Consider the following 19,359-nt stretch of genomic DNA (forward strand, 5'->3'; position numbering starts at 1 on the left):
GCGCTCAGGTCCCCTGCTGGATGAAAGGCATCAGAGCGAAAAGGCGCCGCTCGGCGCCACGCGGGTCCTGTTCCAGGCGCCAGTCCAGGTCGAACACCAGGGTCTCCCGCCCTGACAGGGTATACGGCGTCCAGCGGGGCGCGCCGCCGGCATTGGGATCGCCCGTGCGGGCGAAGGCGATGAAGGCGTTGCTCATCCGCTCCGCCATGAGTCGCGCGTCGGCATTGTCGGTGGACAGCGAGTCGGGCACGCCGGTGTTGTCGAACACCAGGGGGATGTCCAGCGTGTGCGGCGCCCGCCACTTGCCGCCATCCTTGGGCGAGCCCCAGTCCAGCTGGTAGGCGTAGGTAGGCGCCGCCTGCCCCCCCGCCCCTAGGCCCAGCGCCTGAGCCTGGATGGCGCGCGCCTCCGCCTCCATCACCGCCGCGCGCCAGGAGCGGCCAGCCGTGGTGGCGGAGAAGAAGACGTCGCTGGGGCTATAGCCGGGGTAGAGCCGGCGGTACTCCGCCACCACCAGGTCGGGGTTGATGTCCACCCGCATGTGCTTGGCCAACAGGGCGGGCACCTGGTCCCAGGCCAGGGTGAAGGTGGACGGGTCGCTCCCGCCGATCAGCAGCCGCGTCTCGTCATGGGTATTGCCGATGATCATGGGGATGCCGGCCGACTGCGCCGGGGCATCCGGATAGAAGGGATGGCGGGCCAGCACCTGGTCGTCCAGCACGGGGCCCCAGTAGAGCCCGCCCATGCCCTGCCCGGCCACGCCGTGGATGGGATCGGCGGTGTTCAGGGCCGACAGCAGTTTTTCCATGGGCAGAGCGGCCGCCTCCGCCGCGCGTTCCAGTGTCAGGCCCAGGGCTTCCAGAAAGGTCTGGGCACGGGCGGTCGCGTTCAACGGTCCGGAGGCGGTAACCTGCTGGCCGCTCATGGTGGCGGCGCGGTGGAACAAGCCCTGGGCCGCCGGCGTCCCCATCAGGGTGGCGATCTTGGCGCCGCCGCCGGACTGGCCGAACAGCATGACGCGGCCGGGATCGCCGCCAAAGGCGGCGATGTTGTCGCGCACCCATCGCAGGGCCAGCACCAGGTCCAGGATACCGGCGTTGCCGGATTGGGCGTAGGCCGTTCCGGCCAAGCGGCCCAGATACAAATGGCCGAAGGCGTTGAGGCGATGGTTCAGCGTCACCACCACGACATCGCCCCGGCGCGCCAGGCGCGTGCCGTCATAAAGGGCATCGCTGCCGGACCCGTGGGAATAGGCGCCACCGTGGATATAGACCATGACCGGCCGGTTGCCGCCGGCCTTGGCCTCCGGCGTCCAGACGTTCAGGAACAGGCAATCCTCGGATTGCGGTTCGTCGAACCGGGTCTGGGGACAGGCCGCACCATAGGCCAGCGCGTCCCTGACCTCGCGCCAAGGGGCTGGCGGCTGCGGCGGCTGGAAACGGCGGGGGCCGGTGTCGGCGCCGTAGCGGATGCCCTTGAACACCTGGACGCCGTCGTGGCGCGTGCCGCGCACCCGCCCGTGGGCGGTGGTCACCACCGGATCGGAAGCGGCCCAAGCCCGCGCCGGCAGGGTCAGCGCCGCGGCGGCGGCCACGCCCAACCCCAATGCCGCGCGGCGATCGACCGATGACAAGGAAACGCGACTTTCCGCTTGGCGGAACGGTCGACCCCGGTCCATGCTTCCTCCCACTTCCTTTTATGGCCACAGATCAAGCGCAGGGAGGACCCGATGGATCGCACCCGTCCCAACCTCGGGCCAATATATGACACCGGTTTCCATGCGTTTGTGAAGAGGGCTTTTGCGGCCGGCGTCGTTTGGGCCGTCCTGGTGACCGGGCTTCCGCGTGTCGCCCTGGCCGATGGTCTGCCCACCCCCTTCCCCATCTGGCCCGCCGGCGTGGGCCCGGGATCGGAAGGGGTGACGGTGCAGGAGACGGTGGTGGAGCGTAGCGCCGATCCCGCCGCTTGGCACGACCGCTACACCGTGGGCATCACTCGGCCGCATCTGTCGCTGTACCGCCCGGCCCACCCCAACGGCACCGCCCTGCTGGTTATGCCGGGCGGCGGCTATCGCAGGGTGGTGGTGGACAAGGAGGGCGATGAGATCGGCCGGCGGCTCAGCGCCGCCGGGGTCACCGTCTTCGTCCTGACCTATCGCCTGCCGGGCCGCCTGCCGGGCGATGGCCATGTCCACGCCGCCGACGTGCCTCTGCGGGACGCGCAACGCGCCATGCGCCTGATCCGCGCCCGCGCCGCCGAATGGGGCGTGGACCCGCACAAGGTGGGCGCCATGGGCCTGTCGGCTGGCGGCCATGTCGCGGGCAGCCTGGGCACACGCTATGACACCCCGGTCTATACGCCGCAGGACGCGGCCGACCGGCTGAGCGCCCGACCCGACTTCCTGGCCCTGGTCTACCCCGTGGTCAGCATGGATCCCGCCATCGCCCACCAGGGATCGCGCGCCCAGCTGCTGGGCGACAATCCCACCCCGGCGCAGGACGCGGCCTATTCCACGGAGCGGGCGGTGACGGCCCAGACCCCGCCCACCTTCCTGCTGCACGCCGACGACGACCCGTCGGTGCCGGTGGAGAACAGCCTGCGCTTCTATGCCGCCCTGCATGCCGCCAAGGTCCCGGCCGAACTGCACATTTTCCAGAAGGGCGGCCACGGTTTCGGCATCCGGGGTGTCGCCAGGCTGCCGGCCGCGGCGTGGCCGGACCTTTACATCGCCTGGGTGCGTGGCCTAGGGATGATGCCGTGACGGTCCTTCCGTGCGGGAAAGGCCGCCTTTAATGTCACCGGTGTCAATTGGTCATTGATCCGGTCCGGTCCCGCTGGCACAGTGCGTCGGGCAAGCCCGCGGCACAGACGGGCCCGGGAGGACGCGTGGGTTGGCCTTGACCACCCCGCGGCAGCGACCAGAATGGATGGCCAGGAGAGATGAACGGAATGATGCGCGGTCATGTCGTGGTGTTCGGGGAACTGCTCCTGCGCCTGGCCGCCCCCGGTCATGAGCTGCTGCTGCAAAGCCCCAGCCTGACGGCCCTGTTCGGCGGGGCGGAGGCGAATGTCGGCGTCGGCTTGGCCCACCTGGGCCATACCGTGCGCGCCGTCAGCACCCTACCCGACAACGCCATCGGCCGCGCCTGCGCCGGTGAGTTGCGCCGCCATGGTGTCGGCACGGACGGCATCCGCTACGCCGACGGCCGCATGGGCCTGTACTTCCTGTCCGCCGGCGCTGTGACGCGTCCGTCGGACGTCATCTATGACCGCGCCCGCTCCGCCTTCGCGGAGACCGACCCGGCCGCCTATGACTGGCAGGCGCTGCTGGCCGGGGCCGACTGGCTGCACATCTGCGGCATCACCCCCGCCGTCAGCCCGCAGGCCGAGACGGCGGCCCGTGCCGCCTTGCAGGCCGCCCGCGCCCTGGGCCTCAAGATCTCGTTCGACTGCAACTACCGGCAGAAGCTGTGGACGGCACGCGGCGGCAACGCCCCGGCCATCCTGCGCGGCTTCATCGAGCAATGCGACCTGCTGTTCGCCAATGAGCGCGACGCCGCGCTGCTGCTGGACCTGGATGTGGACAGGCTGGAGGAGGCGGCGCGCTTCCCCGCCGCAGCCCGGGCCCTGTTCGACGCCTGCCCGCGCCTGCAGACCATCGCCACCACGGTGCGCAGCCACCATGGCGTGGACCAGCAGGACTTCTACGGCAAGCTCGCCACCCGGCACAGCCTGCACCAGAGCCGCACCCACGCGCTGGCCGGCATCGTCGACCGCATCGGCAGCGGCGACGCCTATGCCGCGGGCCTGCTGCACGGCCTGATGCGAGGATGGGAGCCTGACCGGGCCCTGTCCTTCGCCGTGGCCGCCGCCGCGCTGAAACATTCCATTCCCGGCGACGCCCTGCCCCTGCCCGAGGCCGACATCCTGGCGGCCCAGGACGCCGGCGGGCTGGACGTCCGCCGCTGATACCCGCCTTCCGGAGCCTGAGCCTGATGACCGCGCACCTGTCCCCCGCCACCCTGCCGACCTTGCCCCAGACCGTGGCCCGGCCCGGCTATGACCGGGCGGTGTGCGGCATCGGCATCGTCCATTTCGGCCCGGGCGCCTTCCACCGCGCCCACCAGGCCGTCTACACGGATGACGCCCTGGCACTGGACGGGGGCGACTGGACCATCAGCGCGGTGTCGCTGAAAAGCCCGGGCGTGCGCGACGCGCTGGTGCCGCAGGACGGCCTGTACACGCTGGTGACCTTGGACCGCACGATCGGCCACCGGGTCATCGGATCGATCCGTGAGGTGCTGTGCGCGCCGGAGGCGCAGAGCCACGTGCTGGCCCGCCTGGCGGCGCCCGCCACCCGCATCGTCACCATCACCGTGACGGAGAAGGGCTATTGCCTGACGGCGGCGGGGGAGCTGGACACCAGCCATCCGGACATCGTCCATGACTTGGCCCACCCGGAAACGCCGGTCAGCGTCATCGGCTATGTCGTCGCCGGCCTGCGCCGCCGCCGCGCCGTGGGCCTGCCGCCCTACACCGTCATCAGTTGCGACAACATGACGGACAATGGCCGCCGCCTGGGCCGCGCCACGGCGCAATACGCCGCCGCCCTGGACGCCGACCTGGGCGCCTGGGTGCGGGAGTATGTCGCCTTCCCCAGCACCATGGTGGACAGCATCACCCCGGCCACCGACGACGCCCTGCGCCAGCGGGTGCTGGACGCGACCGGCGTGGCCGACGCCTGGCCCATCCAGCGCGAGGCCTTCACCCAATGGGTGATCGAGGACCGCTTCTGCAACGGCCGGCCGGCCTGGGACAAGGCGGGCGTGATCCTGACCACTGATGTCGGTGCCTTCGGCCGGGCCAAGCTGCGCCTGCTGAACGGCCCGCACTCCGCCCTCGCCTACCTGGGTGGCCTGGCGGGCGCGGAAACCGTGGCCGACGCCATGACCACGCCGGAACTCGCCGGCTTCCTGGAACGGCTGATGCTGCAGGACGTGCTGCCCACGGTGACGCCGCCGGCGGGCTATGACCTGGCCCAGTATGCCGGGCAGATCCTGGAGCGCTTCCGCAACCCCGCCATCCGCCACCTGCTGGCCCAGATCGCCTGGGACGGGTCGCAAAAGCTGCCCTACCGCCTGTTTGGCGTGATCGAGGAGCGGCTGGGCCAGGGCCTGTCGATATCCCGCCCCGCCCTGGTGGTCGCCGGCTGGATGCACTTCGTCCGCCGCCGCGCGGCCGAGGGCGCCGGCCTGACCGACCCGCTGGCCCCCACCCTGCTGGACATCGGCGGCCGCTGTGACGGCACCGCCGCCGACGTGGACCGCTTCCTGGCGCTGGAGGTGATGTTCGCGCCGGCGCTGGCCACCGACACCCGTTTCCGCGCCGCACTGATCGACGCCTACGCCCGCCTGGGCAATGGCGGGCGCGACGCGGTGCTGGCCGCCGTGGCGGCGCTGTAAGCCTGAAATCACGGCCTGGGGCCGGGCGGACTTGTGCCGTCCGGCCTCAGAGCTGGCTTGTAAATGACACCGGTTTCCTTTAGACACGATGGACAAGAAATGACGGGATCCCAGGGAGGGTCGACCATGGCTCGGCGTGCCGTGCCTGCCGCAGCGGCAGCCATCGTCCGGAACAGGATTTGGCCGGACAAGAAGCACCCGCGCAGGGTGCGGCCATGACCGCCACCTATTCCCCCAGCGCCGCCGCCGCCGCTTTCGTCGCGGCCCGCCGGGCGGCTCGTTCCCTGCCAGGCTATCCGGGTCCCACGCCCATAGATCTGGCCCAGGGCTATGCCGCGCAGGAGGTGGCGATTGGCCTGTGGCCCGACCGCATCGCCGGCTGGAAGATCGGCCGCATTCCCCCCGATTGGGAGGAGACGCTGGGCGAGCCGCGTCTGGCCGGCCCCATCTTCGCCCGCAATGTCTGGTTGGCCGAGGGCGGCGCCGTGACGCCCTTTCCCACCTTTGTCGGCGGCTTCGCCGCGGTGGAGGCCGAATATGTCTTCCGCTTGAGCACCGACGCGCCGGCCGGCAAGCTGAGTTGGACGGAGGATGAGGCGGCGGACCTGGTGGGCGCGCTCCATATAGGGATCGAGCCGGCGGGCAGCCCGCTCGCCACCATCAATGACCTGGGGCCGCCCGTGGTGGTGTCGGACTTCGGCAACAATGCCGGCCTGATTCTGGGTCCGGAAATATCCAGCTGGCGGGCGCGCGGCTGGGACAGCATGCGCTGCGAGACGATCATCGAGGGCGTCCGCGTGGGCGTGGGCGGCGCGCCGTCCATCCCCGGCGGCCCTTTGTCGGCCCTGCGCTTCCTGGCAAGCCATCTCGCGGCGCGCGGGCGCCCGTTGAGAAGTGGCGACCTGGTTTCCACCGGCGCCACCACCGGCATCCACGATATCGTGGCCGGCCAGACGGCCAAGGCGGACTTCGGCCCCGATGGCGTCCTGCACTGCCGGGCGGTGCCAGCGACGCCCCTCGATGGGCCTCCCTGACGACGCAACGACGCCGCCAGGGTTACAAGCAATAAGCGAACGGGAGGACGGATTGATCAAGCGCCGACAACTGCTGGGGGGCATGGCCGCCGGCGCGGCCGTGGCGCTCGCCGGCGGCCATGCCCGGGCCAGCGCCCCGCCGCCCGGCACCTTCACCGCGTCCGACGTACACGTGCAGGATTACCCCACCGTCCAGGCCATCCAGTGGATCGGGGAGCAACTGGCCAAGGAGACGGGTGGGCGCCTGTCCATGCGCGTCTACCATTCCGGCCAGATCGGACGGGAAAACGACACCATAGACCTGACCCGCTATGGCGCGCTGGACTTCACCCGCGTGAACTTCGCGGCGCTGACCAACATCTTCCCCATCTCCGGCGTGCTGACGCTGCCCTATGTGTTCGATGACGTGGCCCACATGCGCCGGGCGCTGGACGGCGCCGTGGGCAAGGATCTGCTGACGGCCCTGAGCCAGCGCGGCCTGGTGGCCGCCTGCTTCTACGACAGCGGCGCACGGTGCATCTACAACGGCCGCCGACCGGTGCATGAGCCGGGCGACCTGCGCGGCATGAAGATCCGGGTGCCCCTGTCCGACATCTTCATGTCCATGGCCCAGGCCATGGGCGCCAACCCCACGCCGCTGTCCTTCGGCGAGGTGTTCACCGCCCTGCAGACCCACCTGATCGACGGGGCGGAGAACAACTGGCCCAGCCTGGACTCCACCCGCCAGTTCGAGGTGGCGCGCCACTGGGCGGAAACGCACCATTCCATGTCGCCCGAACTGCTGTTCATCTCCGAACGCAGCCTGCGCGCCCTCAGCCCGGCCGACCGCGACCTGGTGCTGGATCTGGCCGCCCGTTCCGTCCCCATGATGCGCGACCTGTGGGACCGGGACGAGGCCGCGGCCAGGGCCCACTGCATCGCCAACGGTGTGCAGGTGACGGAGGTGGACAAGGACGCTTTCCGGCGCGCGACTGAACCGGTGCTCAAGACCTACCTGGCCGACCCCGACCGCAACCGGTTCTACCGCCGCATCCGGCAGGAGGCCTGACCCCATGCACGCGACCCAAGCGACCGCCGCCCCCGCCGGCTTGGCCGGCATGACCCTGACCGGCCTTTCCCATGCCGCCACCGTGCTGGCCGCCATCGGCATGGTGGGGATGAGCCTGGCCGAGGGCTGGCAGGTCTTCGCCCGCTATGTCCTGAACGACAGCCCCGGCTGGACCGAGCCCCTGACCCTGCTGTTCATGACCACCACCGCCCTGATGGGGGCCGCCGTGGCCGTGCGGCGGGAAATGCACTTCCGCTTCATCGCCTTGGCCCAGGTGGCGCCGCCCCGGGTGCAGGCCGCCCTCAACGCCTTCGCCCGCCTGGTGGTGCTGGCCATTGGCGCGGCGCTGGCCGTCTGGGGCTGGGACCTGATGGCCGACAACTGGTCCATCGCCATGCCGGGCACGGAGCTGCCGGAAGGCCTGAACTATCTGCCCCTGTCGCTGGGTGGCGCGCTGATCGCCCTGTTCGCGGCGGAACGGCTGGTCGTGCCCCTGCCCACCCCCGACCATATGATCGTGGAGGACTGAACCCATGGATATCGCCGTCCTCTTCGGCGCCTTCGCCGTCCTGTTGCTGCTGGGCGTGCCGGTGGGCTTCTCGCTCGCCGCCGCGTCGGTCGCCGCCATCGTCACCCTGGGCCTGCCGCCCATGGTGCTGGTGCAGCAGATGACCTCGGGCATCAGTTCCACCGCCATGATCGCCATCCCGCTGTTCATCTTCGCGGGTGAGTTGATGATGCGCGGCGGCATCTCCGAGCGCCTGATCGGCCTGGCCTCCGCCCTGGTGGGCCATCTGCGGGGCGGCCTAGGCCAGGTGAACGTGCTGGCCTCCGCCTTCTTCGGCGGCGTCTCCGGCTCCGCCATCGCCGACGCCTCGGCCATCGGCGGCACCATGATCCCGCAGATGGTGGCGCGCGGCTTCGACCGCGACTACGCCGTCAACGTCACCATCACCTCCGCCCTGGTGGCGCTGATGGTGCCGCCCTCGCACAACATGATCCTCTATTCCGCGGCGGGCGGCGGCGGCATCTCCATCGCCGACCTGTTCGCCGCCGGCATCCTGCCCGCCATGGTGATGGCCGCCGCCCTGATGGTCACGGCCTATCTCATCGCCCGCAAGCGCGGCTACGCTGTGGAGCCCTTTCCCGGCATGGCGGCGGTGGTGCGGCGCCTGATTTCCGCCAGCCCCGGCCTGTTGCTGGTGGTGCTGGTGTTCGGCGGCGTGCGCGCCGGCATCTTCACGGCGGTGGAGAGTGCGGCCATCGCCGTGGTCTACGCCGTCATCGTCACGGTCGCGGTCTACCGCCGCCTGGGCTGGGCCGATTTCAAGGAGTGCTGCGCCGGGTCCGCCCACACCACCGGCATCATCCTGTTCATGATCGGCGCGGCCAGCGCCTTCGGCTGGCTGATGTCCTACCTGCAGGTGCCGGCGGCGGCGGTGGATGCGCTGAAGGCCATGGCCGGCACCAAGGTCATGGTGCTGCTGATCATGAACCTCATCCTGCTGGCGTTGAGCACCTTCATGGACATGGGCCCCAAGATCATCATCTGCACCCCCATCTTCCTGCCGGTGGCCAAGGCCTTCGGCATCGATCCGGTGCAGTTCGGCGTCATCATGATGCTGAACGGCGGCATCGGCCTGATCACCCCGCCCATCGGTTCCGTCCTGTTCGTGGGCAGCGCCATCGGCAAGGTGCCGGTGGGCCAGCTCATGCGGTCCATCTGGGCGTTTTACTTGGCGGCGGGCGTGGTACTGATGCTCGTCTCCTACATACCGTTCCTGTCGCTTTGGCTGCCCAATGCTATGAAATAACGTCACTAACGTTATGAAATAACAGAACAATCGAATGGCACTGCGACAAAACGCCCGACTTGCCCAAACCTTCGTATGGGCGCATACCGCCCGCCGAAACCGTATAACGACAGCGTTCCCCATCGCAAATCCGTAACGGAACTTTGCCAAAGGAACGCGGTTGTTGAATTCATGCTCCGGCGGGCGGGTTATTTAAATGAAAATGCTTCTCACCATCACGCCTATCCTTGCCTTGACCTGCGGCGCAGCGCTGGCCGCCGAGGCGGACATACCGGAGGCGGAAAGCTGGAGCCTGCACGGCCAATTCACGCTGGTGGAGCAGTACCACCCCAGCTTCAGCTCACCCTACCGGGGCGCCAACAGCCTGGATCCGGGCGCGCGCGGTAATGAGACGACCGACGCCACGCTTTATGCCGGCGTGCGCCTGTGGCCGGGCATGGAATTCTACGCCAACCCAGAGATCGACCAGGGCTTCGGTCTCAGCAACACGCTGGGCGTAGCGGGCTTCCCCAGTGCCGAGGCTTACAAGGTGGGCGAGAGCGAGCCCTACATCCGCCTGGATCGCGCCTTCTTCCGCCAGACCTTCAATCTGGGGGGAGAGGTCCAGCCGCTGGAGGCCGCCGCCAACCAGTTGGGCGGCAGCCGCACGGCTGACAATATCGTCATCACCGCCGGCAAATTCTCCGTCACCGACATCTTCGACGCCAACACCTACGCCCATGACCCGCGCAAGGACTTCCTGAACTGGACCGTGGTGGACAGCGGCGCCTTCGACTATGCCGCCGACGCCTGGGGCTACAGCTACGGCGCGGCGGCGGAATGGACGCAGAGCTGGTGGACCTTGCGCGCCGGCGTCTTCGACCTGTCGCGCAAGCCCAACGACAAGGCCCTTGTGCGCGGCTTCGGCCAGTACGAACTGGTGGTGGAGGCGGAGGAGCGACACCAGCTGATGGGCCGTGACGGCAAGGTGAAGGTGCTGGTCTTCCAGAACCACGCCAACATGGGCAGCTACGGCGACGCCGTGCGGGCGGCGGCGCTGACCGGCGGGGTGCCGGACACCGGCGACGTCCGCCGCTACGCCACCCGCGCCGGATTCGCCCTGAATGCGGAACAGCAGATGGGCGACGACTGGGGCCTGTTCCTGCGCGCCAGCGCCAACGACGGCAGCAAGGAGGCCTATGAATTCACCGATGTGAACAAGTCACTGTCCGTCGGCGCTTCCCTCACCGGCGCCTCTTGGGGCCGGGACAAGGACACCGCCGGCCTGGCCGGCGTGGTCAACATGCTGAACGCCGACGCCCGCGACTACCTGGCGGCCGGCGGCCTGGGCATCCTGGTGGGCGACGGGCGCCTCAGCTACAGCAGCGAGCGCATCCTCGAGGCGTACTACAGCGCCGCCCTGTGGACCGGCCTCAACCTGACGCTGGACTACCAGTTCGTGGCCAACCCCGCCTACAACCGCGACCGGGGCCCGGCGAACGTGCTGGGCCTCCGGTTCCACGCGGAGATTTGAAGGTTAAAGCAACCCCGCCGGCCTCAGCGCTTGGTCAACACCATGTTCCAACCAGGGCTGGCCTCCGGGAAGGAAACCTGGGTTCCCGGCGGGGCGTTCTCGAAAGCCTCCACCGCCTGGTGATAGGCGGCGAACGTGCCGCTGCGCGTCGGGTACAGCCAATCCGCCCATACCCCCACCATGAAGACGCACAGCAGGGCGCAGGCGGGAATGCGGAACCTGCCGGGCGCCCTGCACGCCAGGATCAGGCAGGCGGTGAAAAAGATCAGGATGGGGATGACGAAATAGCGGCCCCCGTATCCCAGCATGCCCAACAGGGCCCACTGGTCCCCCACTGGTGCGCCGGCCGGGCTGACCAGGGCGCAGGCCAGCAGGATAAGCCCGGCGAGGCAGAATTTCCGAAAGCTCGACGGCCCCTTCACCAACGCGAGGGTGATGATGGACAGGCCCGCCAGGGCGATGACCCAGGCCATCGCTGGCTGCTGCCACAGCGCGCCCTGCTTTAGAGCGCCAACAGTGGCGGTGCCCAACACGCCGCTGAGGAACACCTGGGTCGTCAACATCTGCGCCAGGCGCGTGCCACTGGCACCCAACACTAGGCTTTGGCGCTCCCCCGCGCCGAGGGTGAGCAGGCACAGCACCTGGATTGAGGCGGCCGATCCGACGATCGCCGCCTGAATGAAGGCATGGCGCCGTTGCTCAGGGGCCGCGCCCAGCCGCTGCCACAAGGCGACAGGGGCCAGGAACAGGCAGAACGGCCCGGTCAGCCCACTGACCAGCAACACGCCATACTGCAGCGCCCGCCAGACCCGCCCCTGCGGCGCCGGCAGCACCAGCATCAGGAAGGACAGCAGCATCAGGTGCCATTGGGCGTTGGTCAGGTTCAAATGGATTTCGTAGGAATTGGGAACGCCCAGGTAAAAGACCGCAAGCGCCCACCGGGCCCAGATGGACGGGACAAGCGGCGCCCCCCGCAGGAGCAGCAAGACGGCGGGCGCCACCTGGGCGACGAACCCGCCGGCCATCATCCAACCCGGCAGCCATCCCAGAGGCATGGCCCGGGCAGCCAGGGCCATGGCATAGGGGAAAAGGTTGATGTATCCGGCGCTGGGCATGACCAGGACCTTGAGGCCCTTGGTATAGGCGTTCTGGAACCAGATGACGCCATCCTCCGCCCAGAGGGTCGGATGCGTTACCCAATCCGCATCACGGCTGACCAGCAAGGCTGACAGGACAACGATGGCCAGGATCTTACCGACGAGGGAGCCGGTCAAATGCCGCCCGACGGCCGGTCGGCTGATCAGCGGAAGAGGCGTGTCGGTCACGGTCGAGGCTCACTTAACGGTATCGCTGTCGCGACCTGCAATCGACCATATCTACCGCATCGGCCGGTGCCATAGAACTTTTTCGGCCGGCATTTCCTGACGGGCCCCCTCGCCGGCCCCGGCTCCCCCTATCGTACAGATCACCGGGCCAGCCATCCCCCATCGACCGCCAGGACGGTGCCGTGCACGTAGTCGGCGGCGGTTGAGGCCAGGAACACCGCGGCCCCGCCCAGATCCTCCGGACGGCCCCAGCGGCCGGCGGGAATGCGGGCCAGGATGTCGCGGTTGCGCGTCTCGTCGTTGCGCAGCGCCTCGGTGTTGTTGGTGGCGAAATAGCCGGGCGCGATGGCGTTGACGTTGATGCCCCTGGCCGCCCACTCATTGGCCAGCAGCTTGGTCAGGCCGGCGATGCCGCTTTTGCTGGCGGTGTAGGACGCGACGCGGATGCCACCCTGGAAGGATAGCATCGAGGCGATGTTGATGATCTTGCCGCCACTACCCTTACCCTGGCCCTTACCCTGGGCGCCCTGCGCCACCATCTGGCGCGCCGCGGCCTGGGCCAGGAAGAAGGGCGTCTTCAGGTTCACGTTCATCACCAGGTCCCAATCGTCCTCGGAGAAGTCCAGGGCGTCGGCCCGGCGGATGGTGCCGGCGTTGTTGACCAGGATGTCGATGCGGCCGAAGGCGGCGACGGCCTGGTCAACCACCTGCTGCACCACACCGACGCTGTCGAGATCGGCATGGACGAAGTGGAAGCGGGCGCCCACCTCGGTCACCGCCGCCTCCGTCTCCGTCGGCGTGCTGCGGCCGGCGGCCACGATGTCGGCGCCGGCGCGCGCCAGCGCCACGGCCAAGCCCTGCCCCAGGCCGGTGTTGGCGCCGGTGACCAGGGCCACGCGGCCGGTCAGGTCGAACGGGTTGTAAGCCATGGGGTCGCCCTTCCTCAGCGCAGCTGGCAGATGTCCAGCACCTTCATGTCGGTGTAGTCGAGGTTCTCCCCGCCCATGGCCCAGATGAAGGAATAGTTGGCGGTGCCAGAGCCCATGTGGATGGACCAGGGCGGCGACACCACGGCCTCCTCATTGGCCACCACGATGTGGCGGGCCAGCTCCGGCTCACCCATGAAGTGGAAGACGCGCTGGTCGTCCTTGATATCGAAGTAGAAATAGACTTCGGACCGGCGGTCGTGCAAGTGGGGCGGCATGGTGTTCCACACGCTGCCCGGCTTCAGCATGGTCAGGCCCAGCAGCAGCTGCGCCGACTGGCAGGTCTGCGGCACGATGTACTGGTAGATCGTGCGCTCATTGCTGGTTTCCAGCGCCCCGCGCTCCAGCGGCACGGCCTGGTCGATGGGGATCTTCACCGTCTGGAAACGGGCGTGGGCCGGGGTGCTGGCCAGATAGAACTTGGCCGGGTGGGCGGCATCAGTGGAGGCGAACACCACCGTCGCCGTCCCCATGGGCACGTACAGGCCGTCGCGCGACGCCAGGTCGTAGATCGTGCCGTCCACCGTGACCGTGCCGGGGCCACCAACGTTGACGATGCCCAGTTCCCGGCGCTCCAGGAAGGGTTTGCCGGCGGCCGAGGCCGGTTCCGTCTGCACGGGCAGATCGAGGGGCGCGTTCACCGGCGCGGCGCCGCCGATGATGAAGCGTTCGTTGTGGGAATAGTTCAGGCTGACCTCACCCGCCACGAACAGGTCGGTGATGAGGTAGCGGTCGCGCAACTGCTGGTTACGGGCGCCATCCATCATGTCGGGATGGGTCGCCTGATACACCTTCTTGAACATGGCCATTCTCCCCGTTTGTTTGTGGTTTCCCCGCTTGGGGTCAGGGGCACGGCGTGGACGGCGCCGCCCATGCCGCGCCCCATCGTCAGTCCAACTTGTAGGCGCGCTTGGGCAGGCGGTAGGCCAGGTCGACGGCCACCTCCGCCGCGTCGTCCTCGTCGAGGCGGTGTTCCGCCACCAGGCGCGCCAGGAAGGCGCAGTCCACCCGGCGGGCCACGTCGTGGCGGGCGGGGATGGACAGGAAGGCGCGGGTGTCGTCGTTGAAGCCCACGGTGTTGTAGAAACCGGCCGTTTCCGTCGTCTGCTCGCGGAAGCGCATCATCCCTTCCGGGCTGTCGTGGAACCACCAGGCGGGACCCAGCTTCAGCACCGGATAGTGGCCGGCCAGCGGCGCCAACTCGCGCGCGTAGACCGTCTCATCCAAGGTGAACAGGATGACGGACAGGCGGGGATCGTTGCCGTAGCGGTCCAACAGCGGCTTAAGCGCGTGGACGTATTCGGTGCGCAGCGGGATGTCGGCGCCCTTGTCGCGGCCGTAGCGCTGAAAGATCTGGTGGTTGTGGTTGCGGAAGGAGCCGGGGTGGATCTGCATGACCAGACCGTCCTCCAGGCTCATGCCCGCCATCTCGGTCAGCATCTGGGCGCGGAACAGCTCGGCATCGGCCGCCGTGAAGGTGCCCTTCACCACGCGGGCGAACAGGGCCTCGGCATCGGCCGGCGACAGGTCGGCGGTGGCGGCGGTGACATGGCCATGGTCGCTGCTGGTGGCGCCCACGGCCTTGAAGTCGGCGCGGCGCTTGCGGTGGGCGTTGAGATAGCCCCGCCAGCTGTACACGTCCTCACCGGTGAGGGCCGCGAATTGCTCCATGGCCGGGCGGAAGTTCTCATGCTCCGGATCGATCACCGCGTCCGGACGGTAGGCGGTGATGACCTTGCCCTTCCAGCCGCTGTCGCGGATGGCCTCATGGTGGGCCAGCGTGTCCACCGGACTTTCCGTGGTGGCGATGACCTCGATGTTGAAGCGCTCGAACAGGGCGCGGGGGCGGAATTCCTCCGTCGCCAGCTTGGCGGTGATGGTGTCGAAGTAGAGGTCGGAGGTCTCCGCGCTCAGCTTCACGTCCAGGCCGAAGACCTGGGTGAACACGTGGTTCAGCCAGGTGGAGGACGGCGTGCCGCGGAACAGGTGGAAATTCCGGGCCAGCAGGCGCCAGGCCTCGCGCGGGTCCACGTCCGGGGCGGGCTGGCCCGATGCTGGAATGCCCAGCTGCTCCAAGGTCACGCCCTGGCTGTACAGCATGCGGTAGAGGTAGTGGTCGGGCTGCAGCAGCAGGGCGGTGGCGTTGGGGAAGGCCTCATTGCCGGCGAACCACGACGGGTCGGTGTGGCCATGCGGGCTGATGATGGGCAGCCCCTTTACCGCCGCGTACAGGCGCCGGGCGATGGCGCGCACCGCAGGGTCGGCGGGGAACAGGCGATCGTCGTGCAGGGTCAGGTGCTGGGCCATGTGGGCCTTCCTTCAGTATCCACCGGGCTCGTCCCGTCCGTCTTCGCGCGGACGCGGCAACCGTCGTTTAAGGGGCGGTCTCCGGCACGCCGGATCCGTCCTCCTCCCGCTTCATTTGGTAGCGGGGTTGGTAACCGGTGTCAATTTCGCATCGATATTTCTGGCGGAAGAAAATCTCACCTAAAGATTTTTCAGCCCCGGGGCGGCACAGAGGACTCGCGCACCACCATGCGGCTGACGACGCCGGTGGCGGTGTGCCCCTCCTCCTCATCGCTGGAGATGCGGATGATCAGCTTTTCCGCCGCCAGCCGCCCCAGATCCTTGGCCGGCAGGCGCACGGTGGTCAGCGACGGCCACAGCCGGGTGGCGATGGGGCTGTCGTCGAAGCCCACGATGGTCAGGTCCCGGGGGATGCTGATGCCCAGGCGCTGCGCCGTCTTGTAGACACCGGCCGCCATCTCGTCGTTGCTGGCGAAAATGGCGGTGGGGCGGGGCTCGCGCGTCAGCAGGCGCGTGGCGCAGACCTCGCCGGATTCGAAGGTGTAGGCCCCCTCCTCCACCATGTCGGGACGCAGGGTGATGCCGTGGCTTTTCAACGCGCCGACGAAGCTTTCCCGGCGCTCGTGGGCGGAGCGGTGGCGCGACGGCCCGGCGATGAAACCGATGTCGCGGTGCCCCAGCGCCGCCAGATGCTCCGCCACCTCCGCCGCCCCCTGGCGGTCGTTGTAGACCACCATGTTGGCGGCCTCGTCCAGCGACACGGCGGACAGGCGGACATAGCGGCAGCCCAGGTCGCGCAACACCTCGACCAGTTGCGGGTTTTCCGACGCGGGCGGCACGACGATGACGCCGTCCAGGTTCTGGCGTTGCACGAACTGCTTGGCGTCGTTCAGGAAATGCGGGCTTTTCTGGTCGCAAGGATGCACCACCAGTTCGAACCCCGCCAGGCGGCAGGCGGCCAGCACGCCTTCCTGGATGTTCACGATGAACTGGGCGTTGGGGTTGTCATAGACCAGGCCCAGCAGGAAGGACCGCTGGAAGGCCAAGCCGCGCGCCTGGGGGCTGGGCACGTAGCCGATCTGCTCGATGATGCCGTTGATGATGCTGCGCGTCTCTTCATTCACGAAGGGCGACTGGTTGATGACGCGCGACACCGTCTTCTTGGACACATGCGCCAGGCGGGCCACGTCGTTGATGGTGGGCGGCCGGTCCAGGGTCCAGGTCACGGCCTCCGTGGCCACGGTCTGGATGGCGGCGGCACGTCCCCGCCGGGGGCGCCCCCTACGCGGCGCGGCATCCTGGGTCATCGCTGGTCTTCTTCTCGTTCTTCTTCAGGACTTCTTTTTGAAGTGCCTGTTTCCAAAATCCTACCATGCCGCGTCGCGCGCGCCGCGGCAAAAGGGATTTGCTTTTCTTTCCCACGGCCCTGGCCCACGGCCCTGGCCCACGGCCCTGGCCCGCGGCCCTCGCCCACGGCCCCTCCCGGCCGGGCGTCATTCCGCCGCACCCCCGGAACTGCACTCTTGCCCCTTTAGGAAACCGGTGTCATTTATTGACGCCGAGAGCGGGGTCCAGCACGCTTGACGTGTCGCAGCCCGCCATCGCCATAACAAACACCTGGGAGGATAGACCGTTGATCAGACGTATTCTGGCCACCACCGCCATTGCCACGCTGCTGGCTGCCGGTGGCGTGGCCATCAGCAGCGCCGGCGCCGCCGAGAAGGCGGACCAGCTAGCCTTCCCCGGTGCCCTCGGCTGGGCAGCGCACACGCCCGGCGGGCGCGGCGGCAAGATCATCAAGGTGACCAACCTGAACAATGAGGGGCCCGGTTCCTTCCGCGAGGCCATCGAGACCAAGGGTCCGCGCATCATCGTGTTCGAGGTCGGCGGCGTCATCGACCTGAACCAGAAGACCATCAAGCTGGATGAGCCCTTCGTCACCATCGCCGGGCAGACCGCCCCCTCCCCCGGCATCACCCTGATCCGCGGCGGCATGGATGTCAGCGCCCACGACGTGGTGATGCAGCACATCCGCATCCGCGTGGGCGATGCCGGCGCCCCCAAGAAAAGCGGCTGGGAAGAGGACGCCTTCAGCACGGTGAAGGCCGCCTACAACGTCATTGTCGACCATTGCAGCCTGACCTGGGCCACGGACGAGAACCTGTCCGCCTCCGGCCCCCGCTTCAATGGCGACACGCCGGATGAATGGCGCCAGCACACCTCGCACCGCATCACCTATTCCAACAACATCATCGCCGAGGGCCTGGCCCGCGCCACCCACATGAAGATCGAGCACTCCAAGGGCTCGCTCATCCACGACAACATCACCGACATCCTGATCGTCGGCAACCTGTACGCCCACAATGTGGAGCGCAGCCCGCTGTTCAAGGGCGGCGTCCATGGCGTGATCGTCAACAACCTGATCTATGACCCCGGCCAGCGGGCGGTGCACTACAACCTGCAGGCCGAGGAATGGGGCGACCACCCCTACCAGGTCGGCCAGATGGCGGCCGTGGACAACGTGCTGCGCGCCGGCCCCTCCACCCCCACCCCGCTGGCCTTCCTGGAGATCGGCGGCTATGGCGATCTGGAATATTACGGCAAGGACAACATCGCCGTGGACCGGGCGGGTGGGCCGCTGCCCCTGATGGGCCGCTACACCACCTCCGCCGCCAAGGTCATCGAGATGGACAAGGCGCCGCTGTGGCCGGAGGGCTTGACGCCCCTGCCGGCGGCGGCGGTGCAACAGTCGGTGCTGCACAACGCCGGCGCCCGCCCGTGGGACCGCGACTATGACGATGTCCGCCTGCTGGCCGACGTGGCCGAGGGCCGGGGTGAGATCATCAACAGCCAGGACGACATCCACGGCTATCCCAATGAAAAGCCCAGCGCCCGGCCCTTCAATCCGGCCGACTGGAACCTGGACGACATGACCCCGCGCACCGCCACGGCGCTGGACGCCAAGTCCAAGGCCCGGGGAACCTGATACAGGGGCCCCAAACGACAAAGGGCGGCGCCCGCATGAGACACCGCCCTCTTTCTTTGATCCGGACCCGGCTTACTTCTTCGGCTGGTCCGCCGGCGTGTCGGCGGGCTTGTCAGCCTGCTTCGGGGCCGGCGGCGGCCCCAGGCTCTGCAGCGCGGGCGCCAGGCCGCCCAGTTGCACCGGCACGTCCATGGGCGTCTTGTCCGGCTTGGCATAGCGCACCATCAGCACCTTGCCGGTGGTGAACTGCTTCAGCACATCCTGGTCCAGGTTGGCCGACGCGATGCAGCCGCCCTGCTGGCACAGGGTCAGCGGCAGGGCGATGGGCTTGGCGCCATCCAGCGTCAGTTGCAGGCCCGGCTGCACCGGCGTGCCCAGCGGCACGGTGATGACCAGCACCGGCTTGCCGTCGGCCGACATGTAGCCGATCTGGACATGCAGCACGATGGCGTTGCCCGGGTTGGCGATGGCGAACTGCTCGACATAGCAAACGTCGCCGCCATTGGCGTCCTTGGCGCAATTCTTGGCCCAGGGCGGTCCCGCCGGCTTCTGCGCCTCGGCCGCGGTGGACTTGGCCGAGTTGGCCTTGTGATGCTGGTACAGCATGATGCCGCCCACGGTCAGCAGCCCCAGCAACAGCAGCAGGCCGATCACGATGAGGGGGGTGCGCGAACCGCCGATGGATGCGGTGGCGGGCGCGGGGTCCTCTTTATTGGTCATGGATATGCTTTTTTCTGTTATGGCGCGACGCCGCCGGGTGTCGAGGTTGGCCCATCCCCCGGGCGGCAACGATCAGGCGCGGAATTGTGGGGATATCGCCCTATCTGGTCAACCTCTCGCTCCACCTGGCGTCCGGCCCGGCGCGCTTAAGCCACATCATTCCG

At 68.4% G+C, this 19,359-nt stretch carries 16 protein-coding genes; 9 read left to right on the forward strand and 7 right to left on the reverse strand.

The features are described 5' to 3' along the window. Positions 1–4 precede the first annotated feature (4 nt). The gene (locus tag FBZ89_RS17545) at positions 5–1,633 is read right to left on the reverse strand and encodes a carboxylesterase/lipase family protein (protein WP_145751181.1); all 1,629 of its coding nucleotides are present in this window, start codon (positions 1,631–1,633) and stop codon (positions 5–7) included. A 195-nt stretch (positions 1,634–1,828) separates the two neighbouring features. On the opposite strand from FBZ89_RS17545, the gene FBZ89_RS17550 reads away from it, so the two are divergent. The 8 genes from FBZ89_RS17550 to FBZ89_RS17585 all read left to right on the forward strand — a co-directional run bounded on the left by FBZ89_RS17550 (position 1,829) and on the right by FBZ89_RS17585 (position 10,871). Continuing rightward, positions 1,829–2,761: an alpha/beta hydrolase gene (locus tag FBZ89_RS17550; protein ID WP_211115274.1), complete on the forward strand. Its 933-nt coding sequence runs from the start codon at positions 1,829–1,831 to the stop codon at positions 2,759–2,761. A gap of 188 nt (positions 2,762–2,949) precedes the next feature. Then, a complete protein-coding gene (locus FBZ89_RS17555) occupies positions 2,950–3,969 on the forward strand; it encodes a sugar kinase (protein WP_145751183.1) in 1,020 nt (339 codons plus the stop codon). 26 nt (positions 3,970–3,995) lie between these two features. Then, a complete protein-coding gene (locus FBZ89_RS17560; protein WP_145751184.1) occupies positions 3,996–5,462 on the forward strand; it encodes a mannitol dehydrogenase family protein in 1,467 nt (488 codons plus the stop codon). Positions 5,463–5,677: 215 nt separating this feature from the next. Beyond that, on the forward strand, positions 5,678–6,496 hold the full coding sequence (locus tag FBZ89_RS17565; protein WP_145751185.1) for a 2-keto-4-pentenoate hydratase: 819 nt from the start codon (positions 5,678–5,680) through the stop codon (positions 6,494–6,496). 52 nt (positions 6,497–6,548) lie between these two features. Continuing rightward, positions 6,549–7,544, forward strand: a complete 996-nt coding sequence (locus tag FBZ89_RS17570) for a TRAP transporter substrate-binding protein (protein WP_145751186.1) — start codon at positions 6,549–6,551, stop codon at positions 7,542–7,544. Between the two features lie 4 nt (positions 7,545–7,548). Further along, complete coding sequence (locus FBZ89_RS17575; protein ID WP_246172296.1) at positions 7,549–8,073, forward strand: TRAP transporter small permease; 525 nt, start codon at positions 7,549–7,551, stop codon at positions 8,071–8,073. Positions 8,074–8,077: 4 nt separating this feature from the next. Continuing rightward, positions 8,078–9,358, forward strand: a complete 1,281-nt coding sequence (locus FBZ89_RS17580) for a TRAP transporter large permease (protein WP_145751187.1) — start codon at positions 8,078–8,080, stop codon at positions 9,356–9,358. Between the two features lie 196 nt (positions 9,359–9,554). After that, the gene (locus tag FBZ89_RS17585) at positions 9,555–10,871 is read left to right on the forward strand and encodes a carbohydrate porin (protein ID WP_145751188.1); all 1,317 of its coding nucleotides are present in this window, start codon (positions 9,555–9,557) and stop codon (positions 10,869–10,871) included. 23 nt (positions 10,872–10,894) lie between these two features. Here FBZ89_RS17585 and FBZ89_RS17590 read toward each other — a convergent pair whose 3' ends face one another. The 5 genes from FBZ89_RS17590 to FBZ89_RS17610 form a co-directional block, all read right to left on the reverse strand. Then, positions 10,895–12,196, reverse strand: coding sequence for a hypothetical protein (locus FBZ89_RS17590; RefSeq protein WP_145751189.1), 1,302 nt, complete (start codon positions 12,194–12,196; stop codon positions 10,895–10,897). A gap of 140 nt (positions 12,197–12,336) precedes the next feature. Further along, entirely contained in the window at positions 12,337–13,125 is a 789-nt protein-coding gene (kduD, locus tag FBZ89_RS17595; protein WP_145751190.1) for a 2-dehydro-3-deoxy-D-gluconate 5-dehydrogenase KduD, read from the reverse strand. A gap of 14 nt (positions 13,126–13,139) precedes the next feature. Beyond that, on the reverse strand, positions 13,140–13,985 hold the full coding sequence (gene kduI / locus FBZ89_RS17600) for a 5-dehydro-4-deoxy-D-glucuronate isomerase (RefSeq protein WP_145751191.1): 846 nt from the start codon (positions 13,983–13,985) through the stop codon (positions 13,140–13,142). A gap of 85 nt (positions 13,986–14,070) precedes the next feature. Continuing rightward, a complete protein-coding gene (gene uxaC, locus FBZ89_RS17605) occupies positions 14,071–15,489 on the reverse strand; it encodes a glucuronate isomerase (protein ID WP_145751192.1) in 1,419 nt (472 codons plus the stop codon). A gap of 191 nt (positions 15,490–15,680) precedes the next feature. Continuing rightward, positions 15,681–16,796 carry a LacI family DNA-binding transcriptional regulator gene (locus tag FBZ89_RS17610; protein ID WP_246172298.1) on the reverse strand — a complete coding sequence of 372 codons (1,116 nt, stop codon included), beginning with the start codon at positions 16,794–16,796 and terminating at the stop codon, positions 15,681–15,683. 326 nt (positions 16,797–17,122) lie between these two features. On the opposite strand from FBZ89_RS17610, the gene FBZ89_RS17615 reads away from it, so the two are divergent. Further along, entirely contained in the window at positions 17,123–18,475 is a 1,353-nt protein-coding gene (locus FBZ89_RS17615) for a pectate lyase family protein (protein ID WP_145751193.1), read from the forward strand. 72 nt (positions 18,476–18,547) lie between these two features. Here the strand turns inward: FBZ89_RS17615 and FBZ89_RS17620 are convergent, their stop codons facing one another. Continuing rightward, the gene (locus FBZ89_RS17620) at positions 18,548–19,195 is read right to left on the reverse strand and encodes an invasion associated locus B family protein (RefSeq protein WP_145751194.1); all 648 of its coding nucleotides are present in this window, start codon (positions 19,193–19,195) and stop codon (positions 18,548–18,550) included. Positions 19,196–19,359: the final 164 nt, after the last annotated feature.

It is taken from the genome of Nitrospirillum amazonense (genome assembly GCF_007828045.1).
Classification (GTDB): Bacteria; Pseudomonadota; Alphaproteobacteria; order Azospirillales; family Azospirillaceae; genus Nitrospirillum; species Nitrospirillum amazonense_C.